We start from the raw sequence: 24558 nt of genomic DNA on the forward strand, positions 1-24558 counted from the left end.
TATCCTGCGAATTGGTTATCTCTGTGAATTGGTTATCATTGGCCCCGGAGTGTTGGGGATTCTGTGTAGAGGTAGGGGTGGTTGGTCTGTAGATAGGGGTTTTCGATCGCTATAACAAAATTGCTAATGGCTTCTTCGAGTGAGCCACTGTTATCGATCTCAATGACATCATCACCACGTACGCGATAGGATTTGGCACGTTCTAACCTTTTTTGAATATCTGCTTCACTTTCCCGTCCACGGGCATGCAATCGCCGAGACAGAATATCGGGATCAACTGTGATCGAGATTATTCTCAGGTTCGGGTATTCGCTACGGGCTTCGTTAAGAACACTCCGGGATACATTGACAACAACACATTTACCTTCGGATAGTTCGTCATTGATAGATCTGGGAATGCCATACTTTAAATCGTGTGCGTCCCATGAAAGGGCAAAAATACCTGCCCTTTTTTTTCGGGTGAATTCCTCAACAGAAAGGCCTAGATGATTTTCACCGCCAGCATTTGCGGGGCGGGTGATTGATCGTCTTGGGAAAATAACGCTTGTGGTGTTGCTAAAGCGTTGACGGGCGGCATCAAGCAAGGTGTCCTTGCCTGCGCCACTTGGTCCAACGACAAGGTAAAGCCAGCCAGTTTCCATTTTAAGAGACCCTGTTTCCTTCGCGCCATACACCTCTGACAACAGGGTGGTGGTGCGAGTGGTGGACATGAATAAGATCGGCACGTTTTCCCAAGGCAATTTCGCCCCGGTCCGTTAAGCCAACACGCTCTGCCGGTGTCTTGGTAACCGTCTGAATTGATTTGGGCAGGTCGTAGGCATCAAAATCTTCATAGAGCAACATCGCAGCGTGCAGTAAGCTATGGGGAACGTAGTCACTGGAAATAATATCCAGATATCCTTCCTTGGCCAGTTCGCCCGCCGAAACGTTACCGGAGTGAGATTTTCCCCGAACTACATTGGGGCCTCCCATCATAACGGCCAAGCCGGAATTATGTGAACTGCGGGCTGCTTCCAGTGTGGTGGGAAATTCAGCGACCGTCATACCATCAGATACGGCTTCTTCCACGTGGGTTTCAGTAGCATCGTCATGACTTGCAAGAGCGAAACCGTTATCATGAGCCGTGCCCACAACGTATTTACGGTTCTTTTGGCTGTATCTTTCTTGATCCTGACGTCTTTCGGAAATGAATTTCTCCATTTCACCGTCGCTTAAGCCATATTTCCCCTGATAGTAAATGTAATAGGCATCCAGCGATACAAACTGTCTTTGTCCGGGCGTATGATCCATAACGGATAGCATTCGCACCAGATTGTTTTTCGACAACTTGTCCAAAGCCGGGGCCATATCAGCATAACTGACTTCACATCGCAGATGTATTAGATGATCTGCGCGTAGCAGGTTTTCGCGATTGGCGTGAACGAGGCTGCCGACCATTTCTTCCAGTCGTTTAACCCGGCTGCTCCCTTCGTTTACATCACCCACGGCTATGGCATCAAATACAGTCGTAATCCCTGCACTTGCGACTTGACTGTCGTGACTGACAACTGCGGCAACAGATGGCCACTCTGTCTTTGGGCGAGGGGTCATATGTTTCTCAAGGTTATCAGTGTGTAGTTCGACCAGACCTGGAAGCAAGAGATCGCCGTCCATATCCAGCGCACTGGATATGGATACGTTTCTTGTCGAGATATCTTCAATCTTGCCATTGGCAATTTTTAAGGATCCGTGAACAACTTCGTTCGCCAGAACTATTTTTGCATTGGTGAAGACTTTTTCATTCATCTCTAAACACTCTGAAATTGGGTGACATCAAAGGTTCTGGAACAAACCGCTTCTCTTGCTTCGTGATCGTGAAAAATGCCCAGAATTGCGCAACCTCTGTCCTTGGCCTGTTCGATCAGGTCAAGAACTGTTTGTCTGTTCACAGCATCAAGAGAGGCCGTTGGTTCATCGAGTAACAGGATTGGATAATCCGCGATAAATCCCCGGGCGATATTGACACGTTGCTGCTCACCCCCGGAAAAGGTCAGGGGAGATAAACTCCACAAGCGTTCAGGTATTCGCAAACGTGCAAGAATGTCCTGCGCCTTTGCAATGGCCTGTTCTTTATCCACTCCGAGCGCAAGAAGTGGTTCGGCGACAATCTCAATGGTCGGTACCCTTGGAATGACACGTAAAAACTGACTGACGTAGCCGAGAGTACGCTTTCTGATATCCAGAACTTGATGCGGGTCTGCCGTGGCTATATCAACCAGTCGATCATTATGGCGGATATGAATGCTGCCTTTGTTGCATATGTAGTTGGCGTATAGCATGCGCATAAAAGTACTCTTACCTGAACCTGATTCACCTGTTAGCGCAACGCATTCACCCTGATTTAAAAAGAAGGAAATGCCTTCGAATACCGGGATTGTCATGCTTGCCTGATTGTGGAGAGTAAAATGTTTTGCGACATTTTCCACGTTAATCATTTTTGACATATTCATGTCCTTAAGATTGCAATATCGATGAAACGAGAAGCTGTGTGTAAGGGTCCTGGGGATCGTCAAGAACCTGATCCGTTAAGCCGCTTTCAACAACCTGCCCGCTTTTCATCACCATAAGACGATGGGACAATAATCGGGCGACTGCGAGGTCATGTGTGACAATGACGACTGATAGCCCGAGATTTTGCACAAGCCCCCGAAGAAGATCGAGCAGCTTTGCCTGTACGGAGACATCCAGACCGCCTGTTGGTTCATCCATAAAGACCAGACGGGGAGCCGTCACAAGATTGCGGGCTATTTGCAGTCTCTGCTGCATGCCGCCGGAAAAAGTGGAGGGAAGATCATCAAGGCGTTCTGTTGCTATTTCAACCTTGCCAAGCCAGTCTGTTGCGGTATCCCGGATGTTGCCATAGTGCCGCCAGCCAACGGCCATCAGTCTTTCGCCTATGTTGGCACCGGCGCTGACACCCATTCTGAGGCCATCACGCGGGTTTTGATGAACAAAGGCCCAGTCTGTGCGCATAAGAAAGCGGCGTTCGGGTTCACTCATATCTGCAAAGAGATTTTGCTCACCATCATGACGGGTGTGATAGCTGACGGATCCAAAGGTCGGTTTGAGCTGTGCGGAGATACAGTTGAGAAGGGTGGATTTTCCTGATCCGGACTCACCGACAATCCCAAGAACTTCACCGGGACGAAGGTCAAATGATATGTTCTGACATCCGATCCGGTTTCCATACATCATGGTCAGGTCTTTGACGCTTAAAAGGGCTTGCTCTGGTGATTGTGTTTGATTTGAGGAAGTCATTTTGATGCCTCTGCATTTACGGATTGCATCTGGGAAGCCTGGGTGAGTGTGTGTTCGACGGGCGGAAGTTTCGAATCATCCCGCCTGCTTTGGCAGTAATCGCTGTCGGAGCAAACAAACATACGGTTGCCTTTGTCATCCAGAATGACCTCGTCCAGAAAGCTGTCTTTTGATCCGCAGAGCGCACAGTCCTGATCCCAGGATTGAATTTCAAAGGGGTGATCTTCAAAATCCAGGCTTTGAACTTTTGTATATGGCGGGATGGCATAAATCCGTTTTTCACGACCGGCACCGAACAGCTGCAGGGCAGCACAGTCATCCATTTTTGGATTATCGAATTTCGGGGTCGGGGAAGGGTCCATAACATAGCGATCATTGACCTTTACCGGATAGGCATAGGTTGTGGCGATATGTCCGTGGCGTGAAATGTCTTCGTAAAGCTTTACATGCATCAGGCCATATTCTTCCAGCGCATGCATCTTGCGGGTTTCTGTTTCTCTAGGCTCTAGAAAGCGTAGCGGTTCGGGAATTGGCACCTGATAGACCAGAATTTGTCCTTCGGTTAGCATTTCTTCTGGAATTCTGTGTCGGGTTTGAATAACAGTCGCCTCTTTGGTTTTCTCAGTAGTATCTATATCGGCTGTCTTTTCAAAAAACTGCCTGATACTTACGGCGTTGGTTGTATCGTCACTGCCCTGATCGATGACTTTCAATGTGTCTGACGGGCCGATAACGGCTGCTGTTACCTGTACGCCGCCTGTGCCCCAACCATAGGGCATTGGCATTTCCCGCCCGGCGAAAGGCACCTGATAACCGGGGATTGCCACTGCTTTTAAGAGTGCCCGGCGGATCATGCGTTTTGTTTGTTCGTCCAGATATGCGTAATTATAGGACGATGCAGTTGTATTTTGAGACATCGTATTACTCTGCCGCCTGTTGTGTTTGTGTGTGATTGTCCTGTTGCTCTTCGCGCATGCGACGAACCAATCCAAGCTCGGCCTGAAAATCCACGTAATGAGGAAGCTTGATATGTTCGACAAAACCTGTGGCCTGGATGTTATCGCTATGGGACATAACGAACTCTTCATCCTGAGCCGGGGCAACAATCTCTTCGCCCATTTCTTTTGCGCGCAGGGCGCGGTCAACCAGTGCCATTGAAATGGCTTTGCGTTCGTTTTGTCCGAAAACCAGACCATAACCGCGCGTAAACTGTGGGGGTTCTGTCTTTGATCCCTGGAACTGGTTAACTGTCTCGCACTCAGTTATTTCCAGATCACCGATATCAATTGTAAACCCGAGTTCAGGAGGCTGGATTTCGATGGCAACGGTGCCCAATCTAATCTCGCCGACAAAGGCATGATTTCGGGCGTACCCGCGCTGTGTTGAATAACCGAGTGACAGAATGAAACCTTCGTCGCCACGGGCAAGATTTTGTAACCTTTGATCGCGATCAACCGGAAATTCCAGTGGCTCCCGGGTTAAGTCTCCAACAGGATGGTCGTCTTCATTTTCGGGAAGCTTCTCTGCTTGTATAAGGCCTTCGTTATTCAAAAGACCGCCCAAAACCCGTGGCATATCTGTCTCGGATGCCTGAAAATCATTTTCCGTTTGTGATCCCTGGGTATCTGGTGTTTCCTTTTCTGATGGCGTGTCGTCATCAGTTTCCATCAGATCAAAATCAAGGAGACGGTGGGTGTAATCAAAGGTAGGACCGAGAATTTGCCCACCGGGTAAGTCTTTATAGGTCGCTGAAACCCGGCGCTCTACAGTCATCTTGTCCGTTCTGATCGGCAGGCTGTAGGCCAGGCGAGGTAGTGTGGTTCTGTAAGCACGAATCAAGAAGATCGCTTCAATTAAATCGCCGCGCGCCTGTTTGATTGCCAAGGCGGCAAGATCTTCGTCAAACAATGATCCTTCGGCCATGACACGAGACACAGACAGGCTGAGTTGTTCTTTTATCTGGGCAATGGAAAGTTCGGGGATTTCTTTTGGGCCCCGACGCTTTTCTGCAAGAAGACGGTGGGCATTTTTGATCGCTTTCTCGCCACCTTTTACGGCTACATACATTTTAAATGTCCATTTCTGAAGAACGTGGAAGGGCGCAAATATGGGTGGGAGAGGCAAAGATGATATCAACGCCACAAGGGAAGCTATGCCTGCTTTCCTTCATCCATCCCCAAAACTTGGAATTGAGCGGTGAGGGAGACAGATCAATTGTCGTTTTTATGCCAGGTCCGCTTAGCACTGCCTTTTGTTCTGCATTGAAATGATCTACGGCGATGATAAGCGTTGCCGACCGGTCTGGATATTCAGCTGTGCCAATTGGCAAGTTCGCGACCAGATCAGGATATTCCCGGCCATCAATAACGGCAAAGTCGCAGTTGCTTGTATTCTTTGTTAGCGAACATCCGGTATGGAAGCGCAAATAGTCTGCAACATCTGAACAATCTGTTTCCGGGGATAGCCAGACAGCGGTGTCCATGTCTGTGATGGCTAATAGAATTGAAGCTGCTGATGAATTCAGCTTGTTGGGACTTTCGCAGGTAAGCGGTGTTTCGATAACAGTACCGGGGTGAGACATTGCGTCCAGAACGGCTCTGAACACAGCTGTGGCGTCAAACACGGGGTTATGGAACCCGGGAAGGGTTGTTTGGCCAATATCTTGTGTCGAAAGAGAATTTGTCTGAGGGTTCATCACGCGTCTTCTCCTCGTACCATTGTGAAGAAATCAACCTTTGAGGTCGCAATCTGTGATTTACGATTTTGTCTTGTTTTTTGCTGGGCAGACGCTAAAGGCGCCACAAAGGTATCGCGGATTTTTTGTGACCAGCGATTGGTTTGGAGCAGGGCGTCCAGAACGGCAACCAGTTCCGCTTTTTTGTGGTCCCGGCCCCGGATATAGGCATATCCAATGTGGTCGCTATCAAGGCATACTGTGCAGCGGGTGACAGAAACTTCCCCCAGATTGAACTGTTGCCCGTCACCACCGGCTCTGCCACGAACCATAACCAACCCGGTTTCAGCCTTACGCAGGAAACGATAGGGAAGGTTACTTAAATCTGCTTCAGACTTTGTCAGTTCATTCCAATGATGTTGTAAGTCGTGCAATGTGCAGCGCGCCAGAACTGATAGCCAATGCTGTCTCTCGCTATTCACATGCACCTGGCCTTTCTGGCCTAACTGTCCCGAAACATCGGTCACTTTTATCTCCTTTCGACAAATGTTAAATTTGTCTAGACGTCTATACCTTTTTGATTTATAGGATGTAGCGTCAGCGAAGACAATTGACGACTGATGAAAGTTTTATGAACTTTAAAGGACAGTGAGATGGAGTGGGAAAAAGGTGAAGCAATCTGGAAGCAGATTGGGCGTCTTTTGCTTCAGGATATTACGGCGGGTGTATACAAGCCGGGGGATAAGCTACCGACAGAAAACGAGCTTGCAAAAAGGTTTGGTGTAAATCGACATACGGTACGTAGTGCAATTGCTGCCCTTACAGAAGACAACGTCATGCGTGTTGAGCAGGGGCGTGGAACCTTTGTTCAGGAAAGCCTGATGGACTATACACTGGGAAGCCGAACTCGTTTCTCGCAAATTGTGTCTGGACGTCATCGCTTGCCGGATAAGACCTTGTTAAGCAGCGAGAGGGAAAAAGCAACAAAGCAGGTTGCAAAAAAATTGATGGTTGCCAGGGATGAAAAGGTTATCAAGCTTGAATCTGTCAGTCAGGCCGATGGTATTGCCCTTGCTCATTCCATTAGCTATTTGCCAGCTCTGCGTTTCAAGGGAATTGAAAAAGTCTTTGCGGAAACCAAATCTTTGACTGAGGCTTTTAAGTATTTCGGGTTGAACGATTACACCCGTAAAAATACGAGAATTACGGCACAGATGCCGAGCAAGCGTACAGCTGAACTGTTGAAGCAGGCTAAAAACAAGCCCGTTTTGATTACAGAAAGCGTTGATGTGGATGCCACTGGCAAAGTGATACAGTTTGGTATTACGCATTTTGCCAGTGAACGTGTGCAGCTCTTTGTCGATAACGAGAGTACCAGCCCACTCTCGTAATCTATATCTATTCTATTGAAGCGAGATCCTCTGTCCACGGGGGAACTGCGCCACTTTGCGTAACGGTAAAGGCTGCAACTCTGTTGGCTTTATCTAAAGCCAAAGACAATTGCTGCTCGGTCAAATCTCTTAAACAGGATTTCGAGAGAAGACCTTGCTCGCTTAGACTGGAAAGAAAGCCTGCGTTAAAGCTGTCTCCGGCACCAATGGTGTCTTTTACCTCAACCTTTTTACTTCTTAATTTTAAAGTGGCGTGCTTGCCAAAGGCCGTTGCGCCTTGCGAGCCTTCTGTGACAAGGACAACAGATGCGCCTTGTTCTAACTGATGTTGTGCAAAATCTTCTGGTTTTGTGTCTGGTGAAAGCCATGACAGGTCTTCGTCAGAGACTTTAATGATATCACTGATTGATAGCAGTCGATTGATACGTTGGCGATATCCATCGGGATCCGTGATAAAGCTTGTCCGAATATTGGGATCAAATGACAGCACGCAGTTTTCTTTTGCTGACGTTACGAGATCTTCAAAGGCTGTTCCGCAAGGTTCTTGAATGAGGCTGATGGCCCCGAAATGAAAGGCCTCTATATCCGTTGGAATTTCTTTGATATTGTGTCTTTGGAAAAGCTTACCGGCAGTATTCTCGTCGTAAAAAGCATAACTGGCCTGTCCGTCTGTAAATTTTACAAAGGACAGGGTAGTTGGCGAGGCCTGTCGGTGGGAATAGCTGTAATCAACATTTGATTCTGTCAGTGATTGGCAAAGCTGTTCCCCAAAGAGGTCTGTTGAAATACCACCGCAAAAGCCTGTTTTCACGCCCAAACGCCCCAAGGCGATGGCGGTATTGAAGATCGCGCCGCCGGAAACAGGTTGATAGGCGGTTTTTTTTTGTTCTTTTTGCGAAGGAACCTCGATTGGCAACATGTCAATCAAGGCTTCGCCACAACAAATGATCATGAGTTATTTCATCCACTTATCGTAGTCAGAAACCAACAAATGTTTGGGCGCTTCGTTTTCTTCAATTTGAGAGAAACGTCCGATTTTTTCGCGAAAGACGTTGTCGGTCAGATCGTCATTTACGGTTGAAACTTCACCGATAAGAACATCTGCTTTCTCACCCCAGAAGGCATGCCAAACGCCGGGTAGGAGAGTAACACTTTCACCCGGTGCCAACTTCAGCAAGCCACCCGCTTTCAGTTTTCTATTGATGCCATCACAGGGAACAACCACTTCGGCTTCTTCATCAATGTTACCCTTGGGATCTGACATGAAAAGCTCCAGCACCAGATCGCCGCCGCCGCGGTTGATAATATCTTCGGCTTTGATGTTGTGGCGGTGCATCGGGGAAATTTGATCTTTGCGGGATATCATGATTTTTTCCGCATAGAGCATGCCTTTACCTGTTTGAAGGTCTTCTGCAAATCCGTTTCTGACGGTGAAAAGGAATAACCCCAACTCATCAAATTTTCCCTGACCGTAATCGGTGATGTCCCATCCCATTCGGGCCTTTGTGATGCCTGCTAATTCAGCTTTGCGCGTTTGCATATCTTGCGGCGTGAAGTAGGCAAAGGGAGGCAGTATATAGCCATGTGATTTGATGAAATTGTCTGATTGGGCAAGGATTTCATTAACTTCTGAGCGTTGCATTTTTTGAATTCTCATATGTTTTAAAAAGTTATTGATTAAGAGAGAGGTTCTGATCAACAAGATAGTGATCAAACAGAGGCAGGCTGGCGCCACCCAAAGCACGGGCGATTGTCCCCAGCGAACCTTCGCTGATGACGGGTTGCTCGATCCCGTGTTGACTGTATTTTTTTATGGCTTGTCGCGTAGCGTCGACTATTTTGCTTCGAACCTGTTCCGGAAAGGCGCCGTCAATCACCGTTGCTTCCTGATCAAGCAGGGCTGTCGTAGAAATAATTGCCTGGGCCAGACCATTGGCAACGCGCTCTACCCAGGGGGTAATCTTTTCATTGAAATCTTGCCAACCATTTTCCCTGTTCCAGAGTGGAGAGGGATCTTCGTGAGCTTCTTGGAGCTGTCTCTCAAAGGTAATGATTGAGGCTTCGTTAATAAGTTGCGTTGTGTTGCCGTTTTTGTCACTGATGAGCATAGAACCCAAAGCTCCGGCATTGCCATTTTTTCCAATAAAAAGGCTGCCGTTGATAACCAGACCGCCGCCGATGAAGGTACCGATATAAAAGTAAGCAAAATCGCGTTTGTTTTGGTTTGTACCAAAGGCCAGTTCGGCACCACAGGCGGCTGTCGCGTCATTCTGAAGATAAACCGGGTAGGAACAGTAACTCCTTAATACCTTCTGTATGTCGTATGTCTTCCAGCTTTCCATCTTGTCTATTGAGGCACCGATAGCTTCAGCCCAGTTCCAGAGTTCAAATGGCATTGCAATGCCAAGGCCGGAAATCTTGTTTGTTTCCCCTAAATCAGCCTCAAATTCTTTGATCGACTTGAGGGTAAATTTTTCAATATCTTTTGGTTCAGGAAAGGGATAGGTGTGGACAGTTCTTTTCTTCACTTGTCCTAAAAAATCAACAAGAATGAGTTCAGAGCTGCGCCGCCCGATCTTTAACCCCAGAAAGAGCGCGCCATCGGGATTGAGGGAGAGAGGCACGGACGGCTGGCCGACTTTTCCGCGCACGGGTTCACTCTTTACCAGCAATCCATCTGCTTCCAACGATCGCATAATAACGGATACTGTTTGTGCCGATAGCCCGGTCATTTGCGCAATTATCATCTTAGGCAATGGTCCATTCCGTCGAACCAGTGAAAGCACCAGGCGTTCATTGTAAGCTCTCATATTACTTTGATTAGATCCCTTTAGTTGTTGATCTAATTTAGAAATATTTTTGCTGCTTTGTTTTTTGTGCAACTTTTTATGCCTCTTTTCTCGGGCTTCTTTTTTCTGGGCAATAACCAAATCCCTGGATAAGCCAATCACACGCTTTCTGATAGTAATATTCGGGATTATTTCTACATGGTCAATAAATAAATAAGAATGATTTATTTATTGAGGAGTATTGCAAAAACGACTAATATCGTGAGAATGTATTTACAAAGAGGCAGATAATTGCTGCGTGATAATCAGTCGATAAAAGAGCTAGCAACTTACATCTTGTCGGTAAAAGGACATGATAATCGCTTTATCATTTCTATCGCTGGGCCACCCGGATCAGGTAAATCAACCCTGAGTGCGGATCTTTGTGATCTGCTTAATAATCAGTTCGGTCGTGAAGAAGCCGTTGTGATGCCAATGGATGGATACCATCTTGAAAATACGATCCTTGAACAAAAGGGGTTGTTATCAAGAAAAGGGTCGCCAGATACCTTTGATGTTGAAAGCTTTCTCTATGATCTGCACCAAATCTACAAGAAGGGTGCAGAGCTAACTATTCCGGTTTTTGACAGAGAGCAGGATTGTTCAATTCCACACGCTAAACATATTCTCAAAAAACATCATCTGATTTTGGTCGAGGGTAATTACCTCCTGCTAAAAGATGACCCTTGGCATAAAGTAAAAAGCTTTGTGGATTTGAGTGTTTTCTTGAAAGTACCTATGAAAACGCTTGAAGAGCGCTTGATCAAGAGGTGGCTGGATCATGGTTTCGCCAGAGAGTTGGCAACCAAACGTGCTCTATCCAATGATATTCCAAATGCCCATCTTGTTAATCAAAACTCCCTGCCAGCCGATATTGTTCTTGAGCTTTAAGTGTCGACTAGCTGTGAAATAATTTAAAATTCAGCAGTAATCTTGAAGGTCATCCAGCCTTCAATGGTTTCTAGTGGGCCAAGAACATCTATGCCGGTGTCTTCCAGTGACATACCTTTCGATGATGGGGTCAGGGCATCTGTTATGTGTGACGTTGGCTCGACGCAAAAGAAGTCTTCATTCTTTGGGGCGTATACGACCAGGCGATTCAGGTTTTTACTGGCGTTCAATTCAACTGAAACACTGTCACCTGGCCAAAGGATTTTTGCTTTGCCGTCCCATGGTTCAAACTGATTGTCACATTCCAGGGTTTCCACCAAGGGATTTTGTCTTAAATCCCAATGCTCGGGACAGGTCACTCGCTTCCGAGGCAGGCAGGTGTGATCTGTGACCCAAACATTTGGCGTGTTTGCCTTTAAATGTGTGTTCTTTCGTTTGGGAAAATACGGATGCATCCCAAGGCCGACAGGCATGTGGCTATTACTGGTGTTGGTGACTGATATATGTTGCGTTAAATCTGTTTCGGTGAGACTAAATGTCTGAACAGCATAAAAATCAAAGGGCCAGTCTCCGGATTTCATATCCCTTGCTTTGTAATCATACTCCAACACGGTTTTATCTTCTTTGTGGTCTTTAACCCGCCAGGGGTTTTGCCAGGCATTTCCATGAATGGAGTGCGGGTGATCCAGAAAGTTCAAGGCAAGTTGATAGGACTGATTATTAAAAGAAAATTTCCCATTTTTAATACGGTTGGAATAGGGGATTAAAGGAAAGGAGGCTGCGTTTAGTGGTGAAAAAGGGGTTTTACTATTCTGCTGATAGGGGCGCAATATATCGTAAATACGGTTTCTTTTTAATGCATATGCGGTAATGCAACCACCATCAAGAGAAAAGGATGCAATCGCTGTTTCTGTTTCAATGATCAGATTTGAGGACAAGAGCGGAGAACCTTTAATCGGGAAGAAATGGCTTTAGGCTTATAGGGGACGGCCTGTGGTGTGATTGTTATTAATCGGACATTTTTATAATATCATAAAGTTTAATCCGTTTTTCAAATCTAGATTTTCAAATATAAATACATACAAAATAAAAGTAACTGAGTAGGGTGCCCCAACATTTCGCCATAACAGTCTTATGGCGTAAACTTTATCAACGTCCCGTTTCAGTTATATTTTGGAATTTTATGAACGATCTTTGGCAGGCATTTTTCAAAGCGATATCTCTTGTCGTCACTCTTGATGCCAAGCTGCTCGAAATCGTCTTTTTATCCCTGCGGTTAAGTTTGTCTGCTGTGGGCATTGCTTTGCTTGTCGCATTGCCTTTGGGCGCTGTTCTTGCGCTGACAAAATTTCCGGGGCGTCGTGTTGTAGTTATTCTCATCAACGTTTTTATGGGCCTGCCACCTGTCGTAGTTGGACTATTTGTTTATTTGCTTTTGTCGCGTAGCGGGCCTTTTGGTGTTTTTGGATTGCTGTTTACACCTACAGCAATGATTATTGCCCAGGTCATTCTGGTTGTTCCTATCGTAACGGCAATTACGCGACAGGTCCTCGAAGAACTCCACCTTGAATATGACGAGCTTCTAAGATCTTTGGATGTTCCTTGGTATCGCAAGGTTACTGCCTTGGTTTGGGATGCAAGGTTTTCGCTGACAACAGCTGCACTTGCCGGATTTGGACGTGCGATTTCAGAGGTCGGAGCAGTCATGATTGTCGGCGGTAATATCGATCACCTCACACGTGTTATGACAACGGCGATTGCTCTTGAGGCAAGAAAGGGAGATCTGGTGATGGCTCTTGCTCTTGGGTTGGTGCTGTTGACGGTTGCCCTTGCAATCAACCTCTTTGCATACAGCATTACTGAAACGGTCAAGAGGCGGCATCAGTGATGACAAATCATCCTTCGATTTTACCGTTAAAAGTTCGAAACCTTGATTATGAGGCGGGTGGCAAAAACCTCGTCAAAAATATCAACTGCGAATTTAATCACGGAAAAAGATATCTTCTCTTGGGACCCAACGGAGCGGGAAAGACGCTTTTGCTTCGGCTTTGCCATGGTTTGTTGAAACCAAAATCCGGTAATGTTGTTTGGTCATCAGGTAAAGATATTAACCCCAAACACCATCAGGCAATGGTGACCCAGCGACCCGTTATGTTGCGGCGTTCTGCCTATGCAAATATTGATTACGCCCTTTCTGTTCGCGGCGTCGATAAGGCTCTGCGCCCGGATATGATCAACGCTGTTATGCAACGCACGGGATTAACACGGGTTGCGAACAAACTTGCAACGGTTCTTTCTTTGGGGGAGCAACAGCGTTTGGCAATTGCGCGGGCATGGGTGTTGAAACCACAGGTTCTGTTTATGGATGAGCCAACAGCCAGCCTGGACCCGCCAGCCACCCATTCCATAGAAGAGCTTATTCACGAAATTTCAGCAGAGGGCACCACGGTCATTATGACCTGTCACGATCTTGGACAGGCAAAGCGTCTGGCGACGGACGTACTTTTTATGTTCAGAGGCCGTATCAAGGAAATGTCTTCTGCTGATGATTTTTTTGCTGGTCCGCAAAATGATTTGGCACAGGCCTTTCTAGACGGCCAGCTTATCTGGTGGAAACGCCGCCCCGAAAAAGATGATGTTCAAATTTAGGAGTAATTTTGTTAAATGATTAACAAATCTATTATGCGTGCACTTGGTTTTGCAACCGCATTGGTAATGGTTGGGTATGGTCCAGCTTCTTACGCAGATGAAGCTACGAATATTACTTTGGCTTCCACGACTTCGACACAAAATTCTGGATTGTTTGATTACCTGTTGCCTCTCTTCAAAAAGCAGACTGGTGTTGATGTACACGTAGTAGCTGTTGGGACTGGTGCTGCTCTCAAGCTTGCTCGTAATGGGGATGCTGATGTTCTAATGGTGCATCATAAAACATCGGAAGATAAATTTGTTGCTGATGGCTATGGTGTGAAACGTTTTGATGTGATGTACAACGACTTTGTCCTTGTTGGGCCGGATAGCGATCCAGCTGAAGTGAAAGGTTCTGAAACTATCATTGATGCATTGAACAATATTAAAACGAAGCAATCAATTTTCCTCTCTCGCGGTGACGACAGTGGTACCAATAAAAGAGAGCTGGAGCTTTGGAAAGCGAATGGTGATAACCCAAAATCAGCCTCTGGTGACTGGTATCGTGAAACCGGCTCCGGCATGGGTGCAACCTTGAATACAGCTGTGGCAATGCAGGGGTATGCACTGACTGACAGAGCAACCTGGATTAGCTATAAAAATAAACAGAACATGGAAATTCTCTTTGAGGGTGATGAACGCCTTTTCAATCAATATGGTGTTATTGTGGTTAACCCAGAGAAGTTTCCTCATGTTAAAGTCAAGCCAGCAGAAACCTTTGTGAACTGGATTATATCACCAAAAGGTCAAGAGGCCATTGCCGGATATAAACTGTCCGGCGAACAACTTTTTATACCAAACGCAAAATAAAAGCTCTTGATGAAAAATAGGAGAGGGAGCCGAAAAGCTCCCTCTTTTTTTATACGCTGCTCTTATTCAACGGCATAAAGTGAGATTGCCTTATCTCCCTCGTTCAGATCGTAAGAATAAACCTGAAAGGGTTCTTCCTTTTCTATGCCCATTCCAGGGGATCCCATCGGCATTCCGGGTAGGAATATTCCTGTCACCTCTGGATTTTCAGATAAAAACTTATCAACGATATTGATAGGCACATGACCTTCAATAACATACCCGTCGATAAGGGTGGTGTGACAGGAAGCCATGTCGTCAGAAATGCCATATGATTTTTTGATCAGTGACATCTGTTCGGTTGGCACTTCCTTCACTTTATACCCACTTTGGCGAAGATGATCCGCGTAGGCACTGCAGCAACCACATTGTGGATTTTTGAATAGTGTTGCACCCCCTTCACCTGCATGCGCATGCATGGGGAACAGGTTGAAAAGAAAAGTGACCGCAAGAGTAACGGCAGAGATAAAAGATCTCATGAGTATTGTCCTATAATCTTTTGAATAAACGTTTGGGTTTTGGTCGTTTTAAAGATCTATAGGGGGAGAGATCTCTACCGTTGGCCTTAAACCACGGCTGAGCTCAGTATGAGGATGAACAGGTTCTGGCTGTAAATTCAATTTCAAGGTCGGCAAATCCACGAGGATAGCTGCGATCATTGTTAGACAGAGATCAAGACAGGTCATTTTACCGGAATGATCTATACAGTCCTCACAGGTATCACCTGTAGCCAACCGGCTTTCTAGCTCAATGTTATCAGAGATAAAGTGCATACCATTCATTTGGGATGAATGCTGGCTCGCCTGAGCAAATGTCGTAAATAACGCGCTCAGGCTGAAAAGCATGCATATTATGGCGATCAACTTTTTCATAGAGCTAAATTAACCAATTCAATAGGGCACTGTCGAGGCCATAATTGTCGCATTAAAAAAGGCAGAAAGATCATAGCAAATCTTTCTGCCTCTCAATGTATAAGGTGCCATGAATAAACGTGGCACCTTTTGAATTTTCCAAGCTAACGGTTAGATTAACCGTAAGGACCTTTCAGGCCGAGCTTTTCAACAAGAGTGATGTACTTGTTGGACTGTAGAGTCAATTGAGCACCATAGCGATCAATCAGCTCTTGGCGACGATCTGCGTCTTTGGTGACGGACAGCGCGCCCCAGATAGCAGCCATATCTTCTGTTAGCTTGCGTAGTTCAGCGGCAGTCTCATCTTCAGCAGCAACAGAAGACAGCGCGTTTGGTGTCACTTTACCAACGCCGTTAACTGTTGTTGCGCCTGCATCAGTATAACCCGCTGGCAGATCACCTTTCAGGTTCATGATGGACTTGAACTGGATTGCATCGAAAATCTGATCAACCGCTTGCTTAGCACCCTGAACACGGGATACGTGCTCCGTATCTGCAGCAGCGTGCGGAAGCAGCTCAAGCTTGTCAGCGTGACGATCAACCAGGCTCAGGTATGGAACCATTGGGCCGCTTAGCTCACCACTTTCTGCGTTCTTGAAAAGGTCCGCATCGATAGCTGCGTAGGCTACTTTACCGCTTGTTAGCGCTGCATCCAGTGCATCGATGTTGATGACTTCACCGCGGTCGTAGTTCACAACTATGGCACCATCGTTGAGTGCGTTGAGAACGGTTTCGTTTACGAGGCTGTCGTTGGCAAACTTGCCTGTGTCAGAATTGAAAGCACCAAGACCAGTGTGTGGGCTGATCACATCCGCACCTTTTGCTGCTTCTTCTGGTGTCTCTGCATAGGTGAAACCTTCGGACTCAATCCAGGCTTTATGGCGCGAACGGGCAAAGATAGATACTTCCATACCAAATGCTTTACCTAGGTTTGCCACTTCACGACCGATGTTTCCGTAACCGATCACAGCAAGGCGTTTGCCTTCCAGTTTCTCGGTCGGGAACTTGCAGAGGTCTTTACCAGTGTCAAAGTTACCTTCGCAAACCAGCTTGTGCATTTCATCAACAGGCAGGTCAGGAGTAACCTTTAGTAGGGCCTTCATAGCCATCTGTGCCGTCGCACGGCTGTTGAAGCTTGGTGTGTTCATGAGGGCAGCTTCACCGCCATCACCGTTACCACCACCCCAGGAGTCTGAGCCCATGTTGCCAGTACCAGCACCAATGCGAACACCGCCAGATTTAAAGACAGAGCCTTTCGGCAGGAAGGTTGCTGCTGCAATAGTCGCGTCAAACTGACCGTCTTTTGTAATTGGCAACAGTTCTTCTTCGGTGCTGAGGTTTGGCTGATAAGAGAAGTGGATTTTACCAGCTTCCAAATTAGCCTTGTCAGCAAAAGGACCTTCGTGGAAAACGCCGCCTTTGGCTTCGACGTAATCGCGTACTTCAGAGTGATCAGGATTTCCATTAGCGTCAAACTTCAGGCCGACAAGGTCTGCAACGAGAACCTTGTAAGCTTTGTTTGGATCGTCCTGACGAACTTTGCTGTTGCCGTTTGAAGAAGAGACCTCGAAGGTAACGCCTTCTTTCGCAAGCAATTCTTCAAGAACAACGATCTTGGCGCGGTGATAGGCGTACTCAAGGTTTTCGAGAAGAGCAACCACGTCTTCAACAGGACGCAGGCCACCGATCCACGCACGGTAGTCTCCAGGTGTACCAGGGAAAGCGTTGACATAACGGGCAACGTCCAGACCTTTTTCGTGCTCACCGTTCGGGTGTGTCAGGCCTTCGTAACCAAGAAGTTGTTTGGACTTGGCGATGATTTCAGCGTGGATCGCTGGATCAGTGTTAGCGCCTTCAGTTACTTTCAGGAGGGTAACAGCCGCACCGCGGTTATCAGCATCAGTAACACCAAGTTCCAGAGTTGGGTTCTTCGCAATCCACTCATTCGCGGTTTCACGGTTCTTGATAGAACGCTTGTTCAGATCGCGAACGGAACCGAGCGACTTCTCAGCACGAAGCAGACCAAAGGTTGTTTCAGCAAAAGCCAGTGTTGAGAAGGTGTTGATGATACCGCCAAGCATTTTGTGTTCAGCAGGATCGTAAACAGGGCCTAGTTCCCATGTCTTTTCAGAGCTCATTGGCTCTTTAGGATCAGTTGGAACCGCAATTTTCAGCTGACGAGGGATCGCCCAGGCTGGATCTTTCTGGTTCTCGTTCATGAGAGCCAGCGCTTCTGGTGTGTAAGAAGCGATGAAGTAACCAGAGATACCCCCGATAGCCTTCTGGAAAGGCATGAACATGCAGCACTTGTCAAGAACTTCCAGCACAACTTCTTCAGCCCATGGCATTGCACCCAGCATGGATGTGCTGTCGATGATTGCGTGGTGCTCAGATGGGTTGCTATCGATCCACTTGAGAAGTTCTTTGATTTCGCTTTCTTTGTAGGTTGTCGCACCAGTTGTTTCGTGACCTACACCGACAAAAAGCTTGATGCCCTTTTCAGATAGTTCGGCGGCAGTCGGGATTGCGCCTTCACCTTCTGAATAGTGGATACGTTCGATATCACCCTTGGCAGCAAACTGCTGCATTTCCATAATCTGGGAGCCCCAGGACTGACGGAAGAAACCACCAGCTTTGCCTTCGGCTGATTCTGGTTTTGGTGTATCAACATAGATCTTCTGATCAGCGTTGTTGGCATTCATCAGGTGTAGGATGGATACGGTAAAACCACTGTGTCCACCACCAAGGCCGATGGCCATTTTATTCTTTTTAGGGAATTCGAAATAACGGTGAATTTCACGCGCCATATCCAGCAAGACTTTATCCGCCGGATAACCACGGTGCATGCTGCGACCGATTTCAGCAGTCGTAAAGCTGCCGATGCGATTACCACGATCATCGACTTTGGCATAATTTTCTTCAAGCCATGCATCAAACTCAAAGCGCAGGCGACGCCCGTCAACTTCATCAGATGTCATATCTGTAATAGGGCCTACGCCAAAGAACTGGTTAGACGTTCTTGTTGGAGCACCGTTTGCGGTAGCAGCCAAGGACGCATCGCGTTGTGCCTTTAGGTCATCAATCGATACCATGATATTAAATTCCCTGTGTTACTCAATAGTGATGGCCTGCTGGGCGTGGTGAATGCACACGATCTGTCGATTGTTGTCAATCGTAAGAAAATAGGCTTAATCGGAATAATCCAGAGCCTAAAAAGTAATTTGGTGTTCAATTACCAGCCAATTGCAGCACAAAATTTCAAAATTTTGTATTCCATGTGCTGTATATCCTCCCTGTAAATCAGGGGTATGCCGATCAGCGCAGCAAAATGTGGTAAATACGACCACTTGCTGTTTAGCTTATGAGTATAGCAGGGTTTGATAGGCAAATCCTACTATATGATTTGAGAAAACAGATAGGATTATTGATTGAGAGGCCCAACGGACCCATCAGGAAAAGGCTTGGGCAAGTGTTTTTTCGGAAATATCATATATAAACAGCTCTGAATTTTACAACAGAGCTGTTTATAGGGAAGCTTGTAAAGGCGGTATAAGGCAATCGCTCAAGCATGAGGTCGTGTTTATTGTGGGGTAGAATATTCCACAACTTTTTGATCAATTCTCCCGAAGATTGATTGACCTTCTTTATCCAGCATTTCTATGGAAATCGTATCGCCAAACTTCATAAAGGGTGTTTGAGGTGATCCGGAATTAATGGTTTCAATCATGCGAACTTCTGCAATGCAGGCATAACCAACTCCACCGTCGTTCACATGTTTACCTGGACCACCATCCAGTTTGTTGGAAACGGTTCCGGAACCGACAATTGTACCGGCGCCTAATGGGCGTGTTTTTGCCGCGTGGGCGACAATTGTCGGAAAGTCAAAGGTCATATCTTCGCCAGCTTCTGGTTTTCCAAAGAGTTCACCGTTTAACGTTGATAGCAAGGGTAAGTGAACCCTGCCGTCTTTCCATGCATGGCCCAGTTCATCTGGTGTTACGGCGACAGGGGAAAAGGCACTGGATGGCTTGGATTGGAAAAAACCAAATCCTTTTGCCAGTTCTGCCGGAATTAAACCCCGAAGTGAGACATCGTTGACCAACATTAGAAGCTTGATGTGATCCGCCGCTTTATCAGGGGATGTGCCCATGGGCATATCATCTGTGATCACCGCAATCTCTGCTTCAAAATCAATGCCCCAGTCCTCTGAAGCCAGTGGGATATCGTCTCTGGGGCCTATAAAACTGTCTGATCCACCCTGATACATCAAAGGATCTGTCCAGAAGCTATCCGGTAATTCGGCACCTCTTGCTTTTCTGACAAGCTCAACATGGTTTACATAGGCAGAACCATCCGCCCACTGGTAAGAACGGGGAAGCGGGGATGCACATGCAGGTTCTTCAAAGTTAATAGTATCCGGCAGATCACCACTATTAAGGGATTTATAAAGTGTTTCCAGTTGAGGTGAGATCTTATTCCAGTCGTCCAGTGCTGATTGTAAGGTCGGGGCAATTGTTGTTGCTTTAACACACTTTTTAAGGTCGCGGCTGACAACAACAAGCTCACCATCTCTGGTGCCATTTTTATAGGTAGCGAGTTTCATTTTATTAACCGTATTATGGGGCTATTCAGCGTAATTTATGAGGAAAGCTCTTTTTGGTGCATCCAGTCAGCATGCGTTGGGGCTTTTTTGGTTTTGGACCACTCTTCAAGCATTTGCCATTTCACGTCGTCGAGCTTTTTACTCATGTCCGGTGTTGCTGTGTTGACGGCCAGCTCAATACGATGACCACTTGGGTCAAAAAAGTATATGGATTGGAAAAGGGTGTGATCCGTTGGTCCTAATACATCAATACCATCCGCTTCCAGCTTGCTTTTAACGCCTAGCATTTCGTCCATTGTCCCTACGGAAAGTGCTAAATGCTGTACCCATTCCGGTGTGTTCGGATCTTTGCCCATTGGTGGGGAATTTGGAATTTCGAAAAAGGCCAAAATGGATCCTTTCCCGGCATCAAGAAAGATATGCATATAGGGATCAGGGGCCTTGGTTGAGGGCACTTCATTTTCAGCTATTGCGAGAATAAAATCCATGTTGAGGTATTTTCCATACCATTCGATAGTTTCTTTTGCATCTTTACATCTGTAGGCGACGTGATGGATTTGTTCTATTTTCATTTTAAGCCTCGCATTGTTATAGGCAGTTCTGAAAACTGATCCTGTAATTTGTTTTGAGAAGGGGGATAGGCCACCATTTTCTCTTCATTGCATCTTGATATATGATATTAGTTGCAAATGAAACTAATGCAAGTTTAAACGAAATAAGAAAATTTTTAAGAAGCAAAAAACAAATATAATCAATAGGGTTTAATTGAAAATTTGCATTTAATATTAATGAGATTGGTGGATTATCTTATCTAAATAATTAAGATACAATGCGTCGGCTTGTTTTGGGGGCCTGACCAAAACGATTACGATAGCTTCGGGCAAAAGATGTCGCAGAGTTAAAACCACATCGAATGGCAATGTCGAGGATGGATAGATCGGTTTGCTTCAATAACCGCTGTGCTATATCCAATCGATGGTTCCTGTAATAATTCGCTGGTGATGTTTTTAGATGTTTCTTGAAAAGCCGTTCCAGTTCTCTGACGGTAGAGCCAATTTCATGAGCCAGTTCTGTTATTAACAGTGGGGTTTCGACGGTTGCTTCCATCGTCTCAATTGCTTTTGTCAGGACTTTGTTATTCCTGATTTGTGGATTGTTTGAAATCAATCTTTGTGGGTTGTTGCCCTCTCTAAATCTTTGGTAAATAAAAATATCGGCGACATCAGTAGATAGCTTCAAGCCGTGTTGAACTCTGATAAGTTGCAGCATCATGTCCAGACTGGTTGTGCCGCCGCCTGATGTAAATCGGTTACGATCAACAATATAAAGATCCAGTTCTGCCTGCACATTAGGATAAGTCTCGGTAAAGCTCTCAAAGTTTTCCCAGTGAACGGTTGCTTTATAGCCATCGAGAAGGCCGGCCCTGGCAAGAATTTCGCTACCCGCATCCATGCCACCAAATTCAGTGCCTTTAGAACGAAGTCGTCGTAGAATTGCAGCGAGCTGTTTTGTATTACTCTCTTCTACATTATAGCTGGCACAAACGATTAAAACGGGAATATTGTCGTCCAGCGCAATTTCAGCATCAACATTAATGTCCATCCCGTTACTGGCGCGTACAGTTGAGCCCTGAATGGAATATAACTTCCATTCATATATTTTTCCGCCAACTTTGAAATTGGCTGCGCGCAAGGGCTCCAGTGCTGATGAGAAGCAAAGCATGGAAAAACCTGGCACAAGTAAAAAGGCAATTTTTTGAGGTTTGGATACTGCTTCTTTTCCAAATAGATACATCTGACCGTTCTCATTTTTCAGATATGATGTTTAGCAAAATGTTTCATAATTAGTGCAAAATGTAAATTGAGAAAAAGAAACCGACTTAAACTGAAAAAAAATAAAGAGGCGATCACTGGGATAGACAGGGTGGTCAAAAGAGGGAATTGTTATGAATAACGAAGTTATTATTACCTGTCCTGTAACAGGGTCTGGTATAAAAAAAGAACGACACACGAATGTTCCTGTGACGCCGGAAGAAATTTCGGATGCTGCTATTGAAGCTGCATTGGCAGGTGCTGCGGTTGCTCACTTACACGTTAGAAACCCTGATACCGGCCAAGCCAGTAACGACCTGGAACTCTATCAGGAAACAGTTGGTCTTTTGCGCGATAAAATGAAGTCAAAAGGCGTAGATATTGTCATCAATATTACTGCCGGTATGGGCGGAGAGTTTGTACCAGATGCCACGAACCCCAATGTTGGTGGACCGGGAACTGATATGCTCAGTCCTGTTGATCGGCTCAAACATATCGATGCAATTCGTCCGGAAATCTGTACCTTTGATTGCGGGTCCTTGAATTTTAGCGACTATGCTTATGTTTCGACGCCGGATATGTTGCGTGAAATGGCGGCGATCATTCAAAAGATGGGGGTGAAGCCGGAAATTGAAGCTTTTGAATTCGGCCATATCTGGATGGCAAAGCAATTAATGTCAGAAGGTCTGATTGATGCGCCGCCTTTGTTTCAGCTTTGTCTGGGTATTCCCTTTGCAGCTGAAGCAAATGGTGAAACCATGCTTGCGATGCGTAACATGCTTCCAGAAGGGGCAAACTGGGGTGCTTTCGGGGTTGGTCCGGCACAAATGCCCATGGCTGCACAGTCTGTGATCTTTGGTGGTCATGTTCGCGTAGGTCTGGAAGATAACCTTTATCTGGAGCGAGGCGTTCTTGCCACGAATGGACAGTTAGTGAGCAGAGCCAAGGAAATCATAGAACGGATGGGGGCAAAAACACTTACGGCCGAAGAAGCGCGTAAGAAGTTTAATGCCGTCAAACAGGCTTAGATAATAATTTCGAAATAGATAAATGAGAACAGGGTGTTACAAAATGGCACGTGAAATCAAAACTGTTGCTGTCGTTGGGGCTGGCGTTATCGGAGCTGGATGGGCTGCTCGATGTCTTCATCGAGGCATTGATGTCGTCGTGACCGATGTCTCAGCCGATGCTGAACGTGGCATGAGAGAAGTGGTCTCAAATGCTGAACCAGCTTTGAACCAGCTTAGCCTTGCCCCCCGTAAAGAAAAGGGCACTCTGACTTTTACGACAAATCTTGTTGAGGCTGTCTCTAAAGCTGACTTTGTTCAAGAAAACGCCCCAGAGCGGGAGGACCTTAAAAGAAATCTTCTGGCTGAAATCAGTAAGCATGCCGCACCGGATGTTATTATTGCATCCAGTTCGTCCGGGTTGCTACCGTCCATTATTCAGGCAGACTGTATCCATCCAGAACGGGTTCTCATCGGTCATCCCTTCAACCCTGTTTACCTCTTGCCGTTGGTCGAGGTTCTCGGCGGTGAAAAAACAGGGGCACAATTTATCGAAGACGCAATGGCGTTCTATAGCTCAATCGGTATGAAGCCTCTGAAGGTTCGCAAGGAAATTGAAGGTTATATTTCTGACCGCCTACAAGAAGCTTTATGGCGAGAAGCGTTGCATATGGTTGCGGATGGTGTTGCAACAACGGATGAAATTGATCAGGCGGTTATATACGGACCGGGTTTGCGTTGGGCTTTTATGGGAACCTGTCTCACATTCCATCTTGCAGGTGGGGAACAGGGGATGCGTCATATGCTGGAACAGTTCGGACCAGCACTTGAGCTGCCATGGACCAAACTTAAAGCACCGGAACTGACCGATCAGCTTATTGATCGCATGGTTGAAGGCACGCAGCAACAGGCCGAAGGTTATTCGATCCGCGATCTCGAACAGCTGCGTGACAATTGTCTTGTTTCCATAATGCAGTCCCTGCGTAGCTTTAACTATGCTTCGGGGAAAGTCCTCAAAGAGGATGACGAAAAGCAGTATGAAGAAACCACTGGCTCAATTGAGTGGGCACCTGGTGATGATCTGAGCCAGCCCCTGAGCTTGCATAGTGACAAGGTGCATCCAGAGTGGGTTGATTACAATAATCACATGACGGAATCCCGCTATCTTCAGGTCTTTGGTGATGCTTCTGATGCGCTTTTCCGTTACGTCGGTGTCAACGCTGATTACCACGCTAACGGGAACTCCTATTACACCGTTGAAACGCATATTAATAACATTCTGGAAGTGGCTGTTCATGAGCCGCTGAAGGTAACTACTCAGTTAATGGGTGTCGATGACAAGCGTTTGCACTTCTACCACCGTATGTTTAACGCCAGAGACAACAGTCTTTTGGCGACGGCTGAACAGATGGTTCTCCACGTGGATATGAATGCAGGGAAAGCCTGCCCGGCAAAGCCACATATCCTGAAGACCCTTAATGTCATTATGGAAGCCCACAACAAGTTACCTGAACCTGAGAAGTTAAGCAGGCAGATGATGGTGCCTCCGGCCAAGAAGTAAAACTTACGAGGACCTGTCATAAGCAGGTCTTCTAATAAACAACAATA

The 24558-nt window shown here is 46.4% G+C and carries 25 protein-coding genes; 7 read left to right on the plus strand and 18 right to left on the minus strand.

The features are described 5' to 3' along the window. Window positions 1-35: 35 nt before the first annotated feature. Genes phnN through phnG form a run of 8 tightly spaced genes read right to left on the minus strand, consistent with a single transcriptional unit; the run spans window position 36 to window position 6498 of the window. The gene (gene phnN, locus WH95_RS11425; RefSeq protein WP_046507135.1) at window positions 36-641 is read right to left on the minus strand and encodes a phosphonate metabolism protein/1,5-bisphosphokinase (PRPP-forming) PhnN; all 606 of its coding nucleotides are present in this window, start codon (window positions 639-641) and stop codon (window positions 36-38) included. 1 nt (window position 642) lies between these two features. After that, window positions 643-1785 carry an alpha-D-ribose 1-methylphosphonate 5-triphosphate diphosphatase gene (locus WH95_RS11430; protein WP_046507138.1) on the minus strand — a complete coding sequence of 381 codons (1143 nt, stop codon included), beginning with the start codon at window positions 1783-1785 and terminating at the stop codon, window positions 643-645. Window positions 1786-1787: 2 nt separating this feature from the next. Further along, window positions 1788-2483, minus strand: coding sequence for a phosphonate C-P lyase system protein PhnL (gene phnL, locus WH95_RS11435; protein WP_218044489.1), 696 nt, complete (start codon window positions 2481-2483; stop codon window positions 1788-1790). A 10-nt stretch (window positions 2484-2493) separates the two neighbouring features. Further along, window positions 2494-3297 carry a phosphonate C-P lyase system protein PhnK gene (gene phnK, locus WH95_RS11440; protein ID WP_046507141.1) on the minus strand — a complete coding sequence of 268 codons (804 nt, stop codon included), beginning with the start codon at window positions 3295-3297 and terminating at the stop codon, window positions 2494-2496. Beyond that, complete coding sequence (locus tag WH95_RS11445; RefSeq protein ID WP_046507145.1) at window positions 3294-4214, minus strand: alpha-D-ribose 1-methylphosphonate 5-phosphate C-P-lyase PhnJ; 921 nt, start codon at window positions 4212-4214, stop codon at window positions 3294-3296. The genes phnK and WH95_RS11445 overlap by 4 nt, the downstream gene beginning before the upstream one ends. Window positions 4215-4218: 4 nt before the next feature. Then, the gene (locus tag WH95_RS11450; protein ID WP_046507147.1) at window positions 4219-5364 is read right to left on the minus strand and encodes a carbon-phosphorus lyase complex subunit PhnI; all 1146 of its coding nucleotides are present in this window, start codon (window positions 5362-5364) and stop codon (window positions 4219-4221) included. 1 nt (window position 5365) lies between these two features. Then, the gene (gene phnH, locus WH95_RS11455) at window positions 5366-5992 is read right to left on the minus strand and encodes a phosphonate C-P lyase system protein PhnH (RefSeq protein ID WP_046507149.1); all 627 of its coding nucleotides are present in this window, start codon (window positions 5990-5992) and stop codon (window positions 5366-5368) included. After that, the gene (phnG, locus tag WH95_RS11460) at window positions 5992-6498 is read right to left on the minus strand and encodes a phosphonate C-P lyase system protein PhnG (protein WP_052741968.1); all 507 of its coding nucleotides are present in this window, start codon (window positions 6496-6498) and stop codon (window positions 5992-5994) included. Before phnG ends, phnH begins: the two co-directional genes overlap by 1 nt. 126 nt (window positions 6499-6624) lie before the next feature. Between phnG and phnF the strand changes: the two genes are divergently transcribed. Next, entirely contained in the window at window positions 6625-7362 is a 738-nt protein-coding gene (gene phnF / locus WH95_RS11465) for a phosphonate metabolism transcriptional regulator PhnF (RefSeq protein ID WP_046507152.1), read from the plus strand. A gap of 7 nt (window positions 7363-7369) precedes the next feature. Here the strand turns inward: phnF and WH95_RS11470 are convergent, their stop codons facing one another. Genes WH95_RS11470 through WH95_RS11480 form a run of 3 tightly spaced genes read right to left on the minus strand, consistent with a single transcriptional unit; the run spans window position 7370 to window position 10172 of the window. Then, complete coding sequence (locus tag WH95_RS11470) at window positions 7370-8314, minus strand: carbohydrate kinase family protein (protein WP_046507156.1); 945 nt, start codon at window positions 8312-8314, stop codon at window positions 7370-7372. 3 nt (window positions 8315-8317) lie between these two features. Beyond that, window positions 8318-9004, minus strand: a complete 687-nt coding sequence (locus tag WH95_RS11475; protein WP_046507342.1) for a D-lyxose/D-mannose family sugar isomerase — start codon at window positions 9002-9004, stop codon at window positions 8318-8320. Between the two features lie 28 nt (window positions 9005-9032). Then, the gene (locus tag WH95_RS11480; RefSeq protein WP_082114126.1) at window positions 9033-10172 is read right to left on the minus strand and encodes an ROK family transcriptional regulator; all 1140 of its coding nucleotides are present in this window, start codon (window positions 10170-10172) and stop codon (window positions 9033-9035) included. A gap of 270 nt (window positions 10173-10442) precedes the next feature. On the opposite strand from WH95_RS11480, the gene WH95_RS11485 reads away from it, so the two are divergent. After that, window positions 10443-11081 carry a nucleoside triphosphate hydrolase gene (locus WH95_RS11485; RefSeq protein WP_082114118.1) on the plus strand — a complete coding sequence of 213 codons (639 nt, stop codon included), beginning with the start codon at window positions 10443-10445 and terminating at the stop codon, window positions 11079-11081. A 23-nt stretch (window positions 11082-11104) separates the two neighbouring features. Here the strand turns inward: WH95_RS11485 and WH95_RS11490 are convergent, their stop codons facing one another. Then, entirely contained in the window at window positions 11105-12019 is a 915-nt protein-coding gene (locus tag WH95_RS11490) for an aldose 1-epimerase (RefSeq protein ID WP_052741969.1), read from the minus strand. A gap of 245 nt (window positions 12020-12264) precedes the next feature. On the opposite strand from WH95_RS11490, the gene WH95_RS11495 reads away from it, so the two are divergent. The 3 genes from WH95_RS11495 to WH95_RS11505 are packed head-to-tail and all read left to right on the plus strand — an operon-like array spanning window position 12265 to window position 14579. Further along, window positions 12265-12969 carry an ABC transporter permease gene (locus tag WH95_RS11495; protein WP_046507158.1) on the plus strand — a complete coding sequence of 235 codons (705 nt, stop codon included), beginning with the start codon at window positions 12265-12267 and terminating at the stop codon, window positions 12967-12969. Beyond that, window positions 12969-13730: an ATP-binding cassette domain-containing protein gene (locus WH95_RS11500; protein ID WP_046507161.1), complete on the plus strand. Its 762-nt coding sequence runs from the start codon at window positions 12969-12971 to the stop codon at window positions 13728-13730. Before WH95_RS11495 ends, WH95_RS11500 begins: the two co-directional genes overlap by 1 nt. Window positions 13731-13745: 15 nt before the next feature. Next, a complete protein-coding gene (locus tag WH95_RS11505; RefSeq protein ID WP_046507164.1) occupies window positions 13746-14579 on the plus strand; it encodes a substrate-binding domain-containing protein in 834 nt (277 codons plus the stop codon). 62 nt (window positions 14580-14641) lie between these two features. On the opposite strand, the gene WH95_RS11510 is transcribed toward WH95_RS11505, so the two are convergent. The 6 genes from WH95_RS11510 to WH95_RS11535 form a co-directional block, all read right to left on the minus strand. Next, entirely contained in the window at window positions 14642-15097 is a 456-nt protein-coding gene (locus tag WH95_RS11510) for a DUF411 domain-containing protein (protein WP_082114120.1), read from the minus strand. A gap of 48 nt (window positions 15098-15145) precedes the next feature. Beyond that, window positions 15146-15490 carry a hypothetical protein gene (locus tag WH95_RS11515; protein ID WP_157845947.1) on the minus strand — a complete coding sequence of 115 codons (345 nt, stop codon included), beginning with the start codon at window positions 15488-15490 and terminating at the stop codon, window positions 15146-15148. Window positions 15491-15645: 155 nt separating this feature from the next. After that, entirely contained in the window at window positions 15646-18621 is a 2976-nt protein-coding gene (locus WH95_RS11520) for an NAD(P)-dependent oxidoreductase (RefSeq protein ID WP_046507170.1), read from the minus strand. Between the two features lie 488 nt (window positions 18622-19109). Continuing rightward, window positions 19110-20132, minus strand: coding sequence for a fumarylacetoacetate hydrolase family protein (locus tag WH95_RS11525; RefSeq protein ID WP_046507172.1), 1023 nt, complete (start codon window positions 20130-20132; stop codon window positions 19110-19112). A 35-nt stretch (window positions 20133-20167) separates the two neighbouring features. Beyond that, window positions 20168-20704 (minus strand): VOC family protein, encoded by a 537-nt coding sequence (locus WH95_RS11530; RefSeq protein WP_046507176.1) that lies wholly within the window; start codon window positions 20702-20704, stop codon window positions 20168-20170. Between the two features lie 247 nt (window positions 20705-20951). Beyond that, on the minus strand, window positions 20952-21926 hold the full coding sequence (locus WH95_RS11535) for a GlxA family transcriptional regulator (protein WP_046507178.1): 975 nt from the start codon (window positions 21924-21926) through the stop codon (window positions 20952-20954). A gap of 151 nt (window positions 21927-22077) precedes the next feature. On the opposite strand from WH95_RS11535, the gene WH95_RS11540 reads away from it, so the two are divergent. Together WH95_RS11540 and WH95_RS11545 are read left to right on the plus strand one after the other, a co-directional pair. Beyond that, window positions 22078-22971, plus strand: coding sequence for a BKACE family enzyme (locus WH95_RS11540; protein WP_046507182.1), 894 nt, complete (start codon window positions 22078-22080; stop codon window positions 22969-22971). A gap of 43 nt (window positions 22972-23014) precedes the next feature. Next, on the plus strand, window positions 23015-24511 hold the full coding sequence (locus tag WH95_RS11545; protein ID WP_046507184.1) for a carnitine 3-dehydrogenase: 1497 nt from the start codon (window positions 23015-23017) through the stop codon (window positions 24509-24511). Window positions 24512-24558 lie beyond the last annotated feature (47 nt).

Source organism: Kiloniella litopenaei (genome assembly GCF_000982415.1).
GTDB lineage: Bacteria > Pseudomonadota > Alphaproteobacteria > Kiloniellales > Kiloniellaceae > Kiloniella > Kiloniella litopenaei.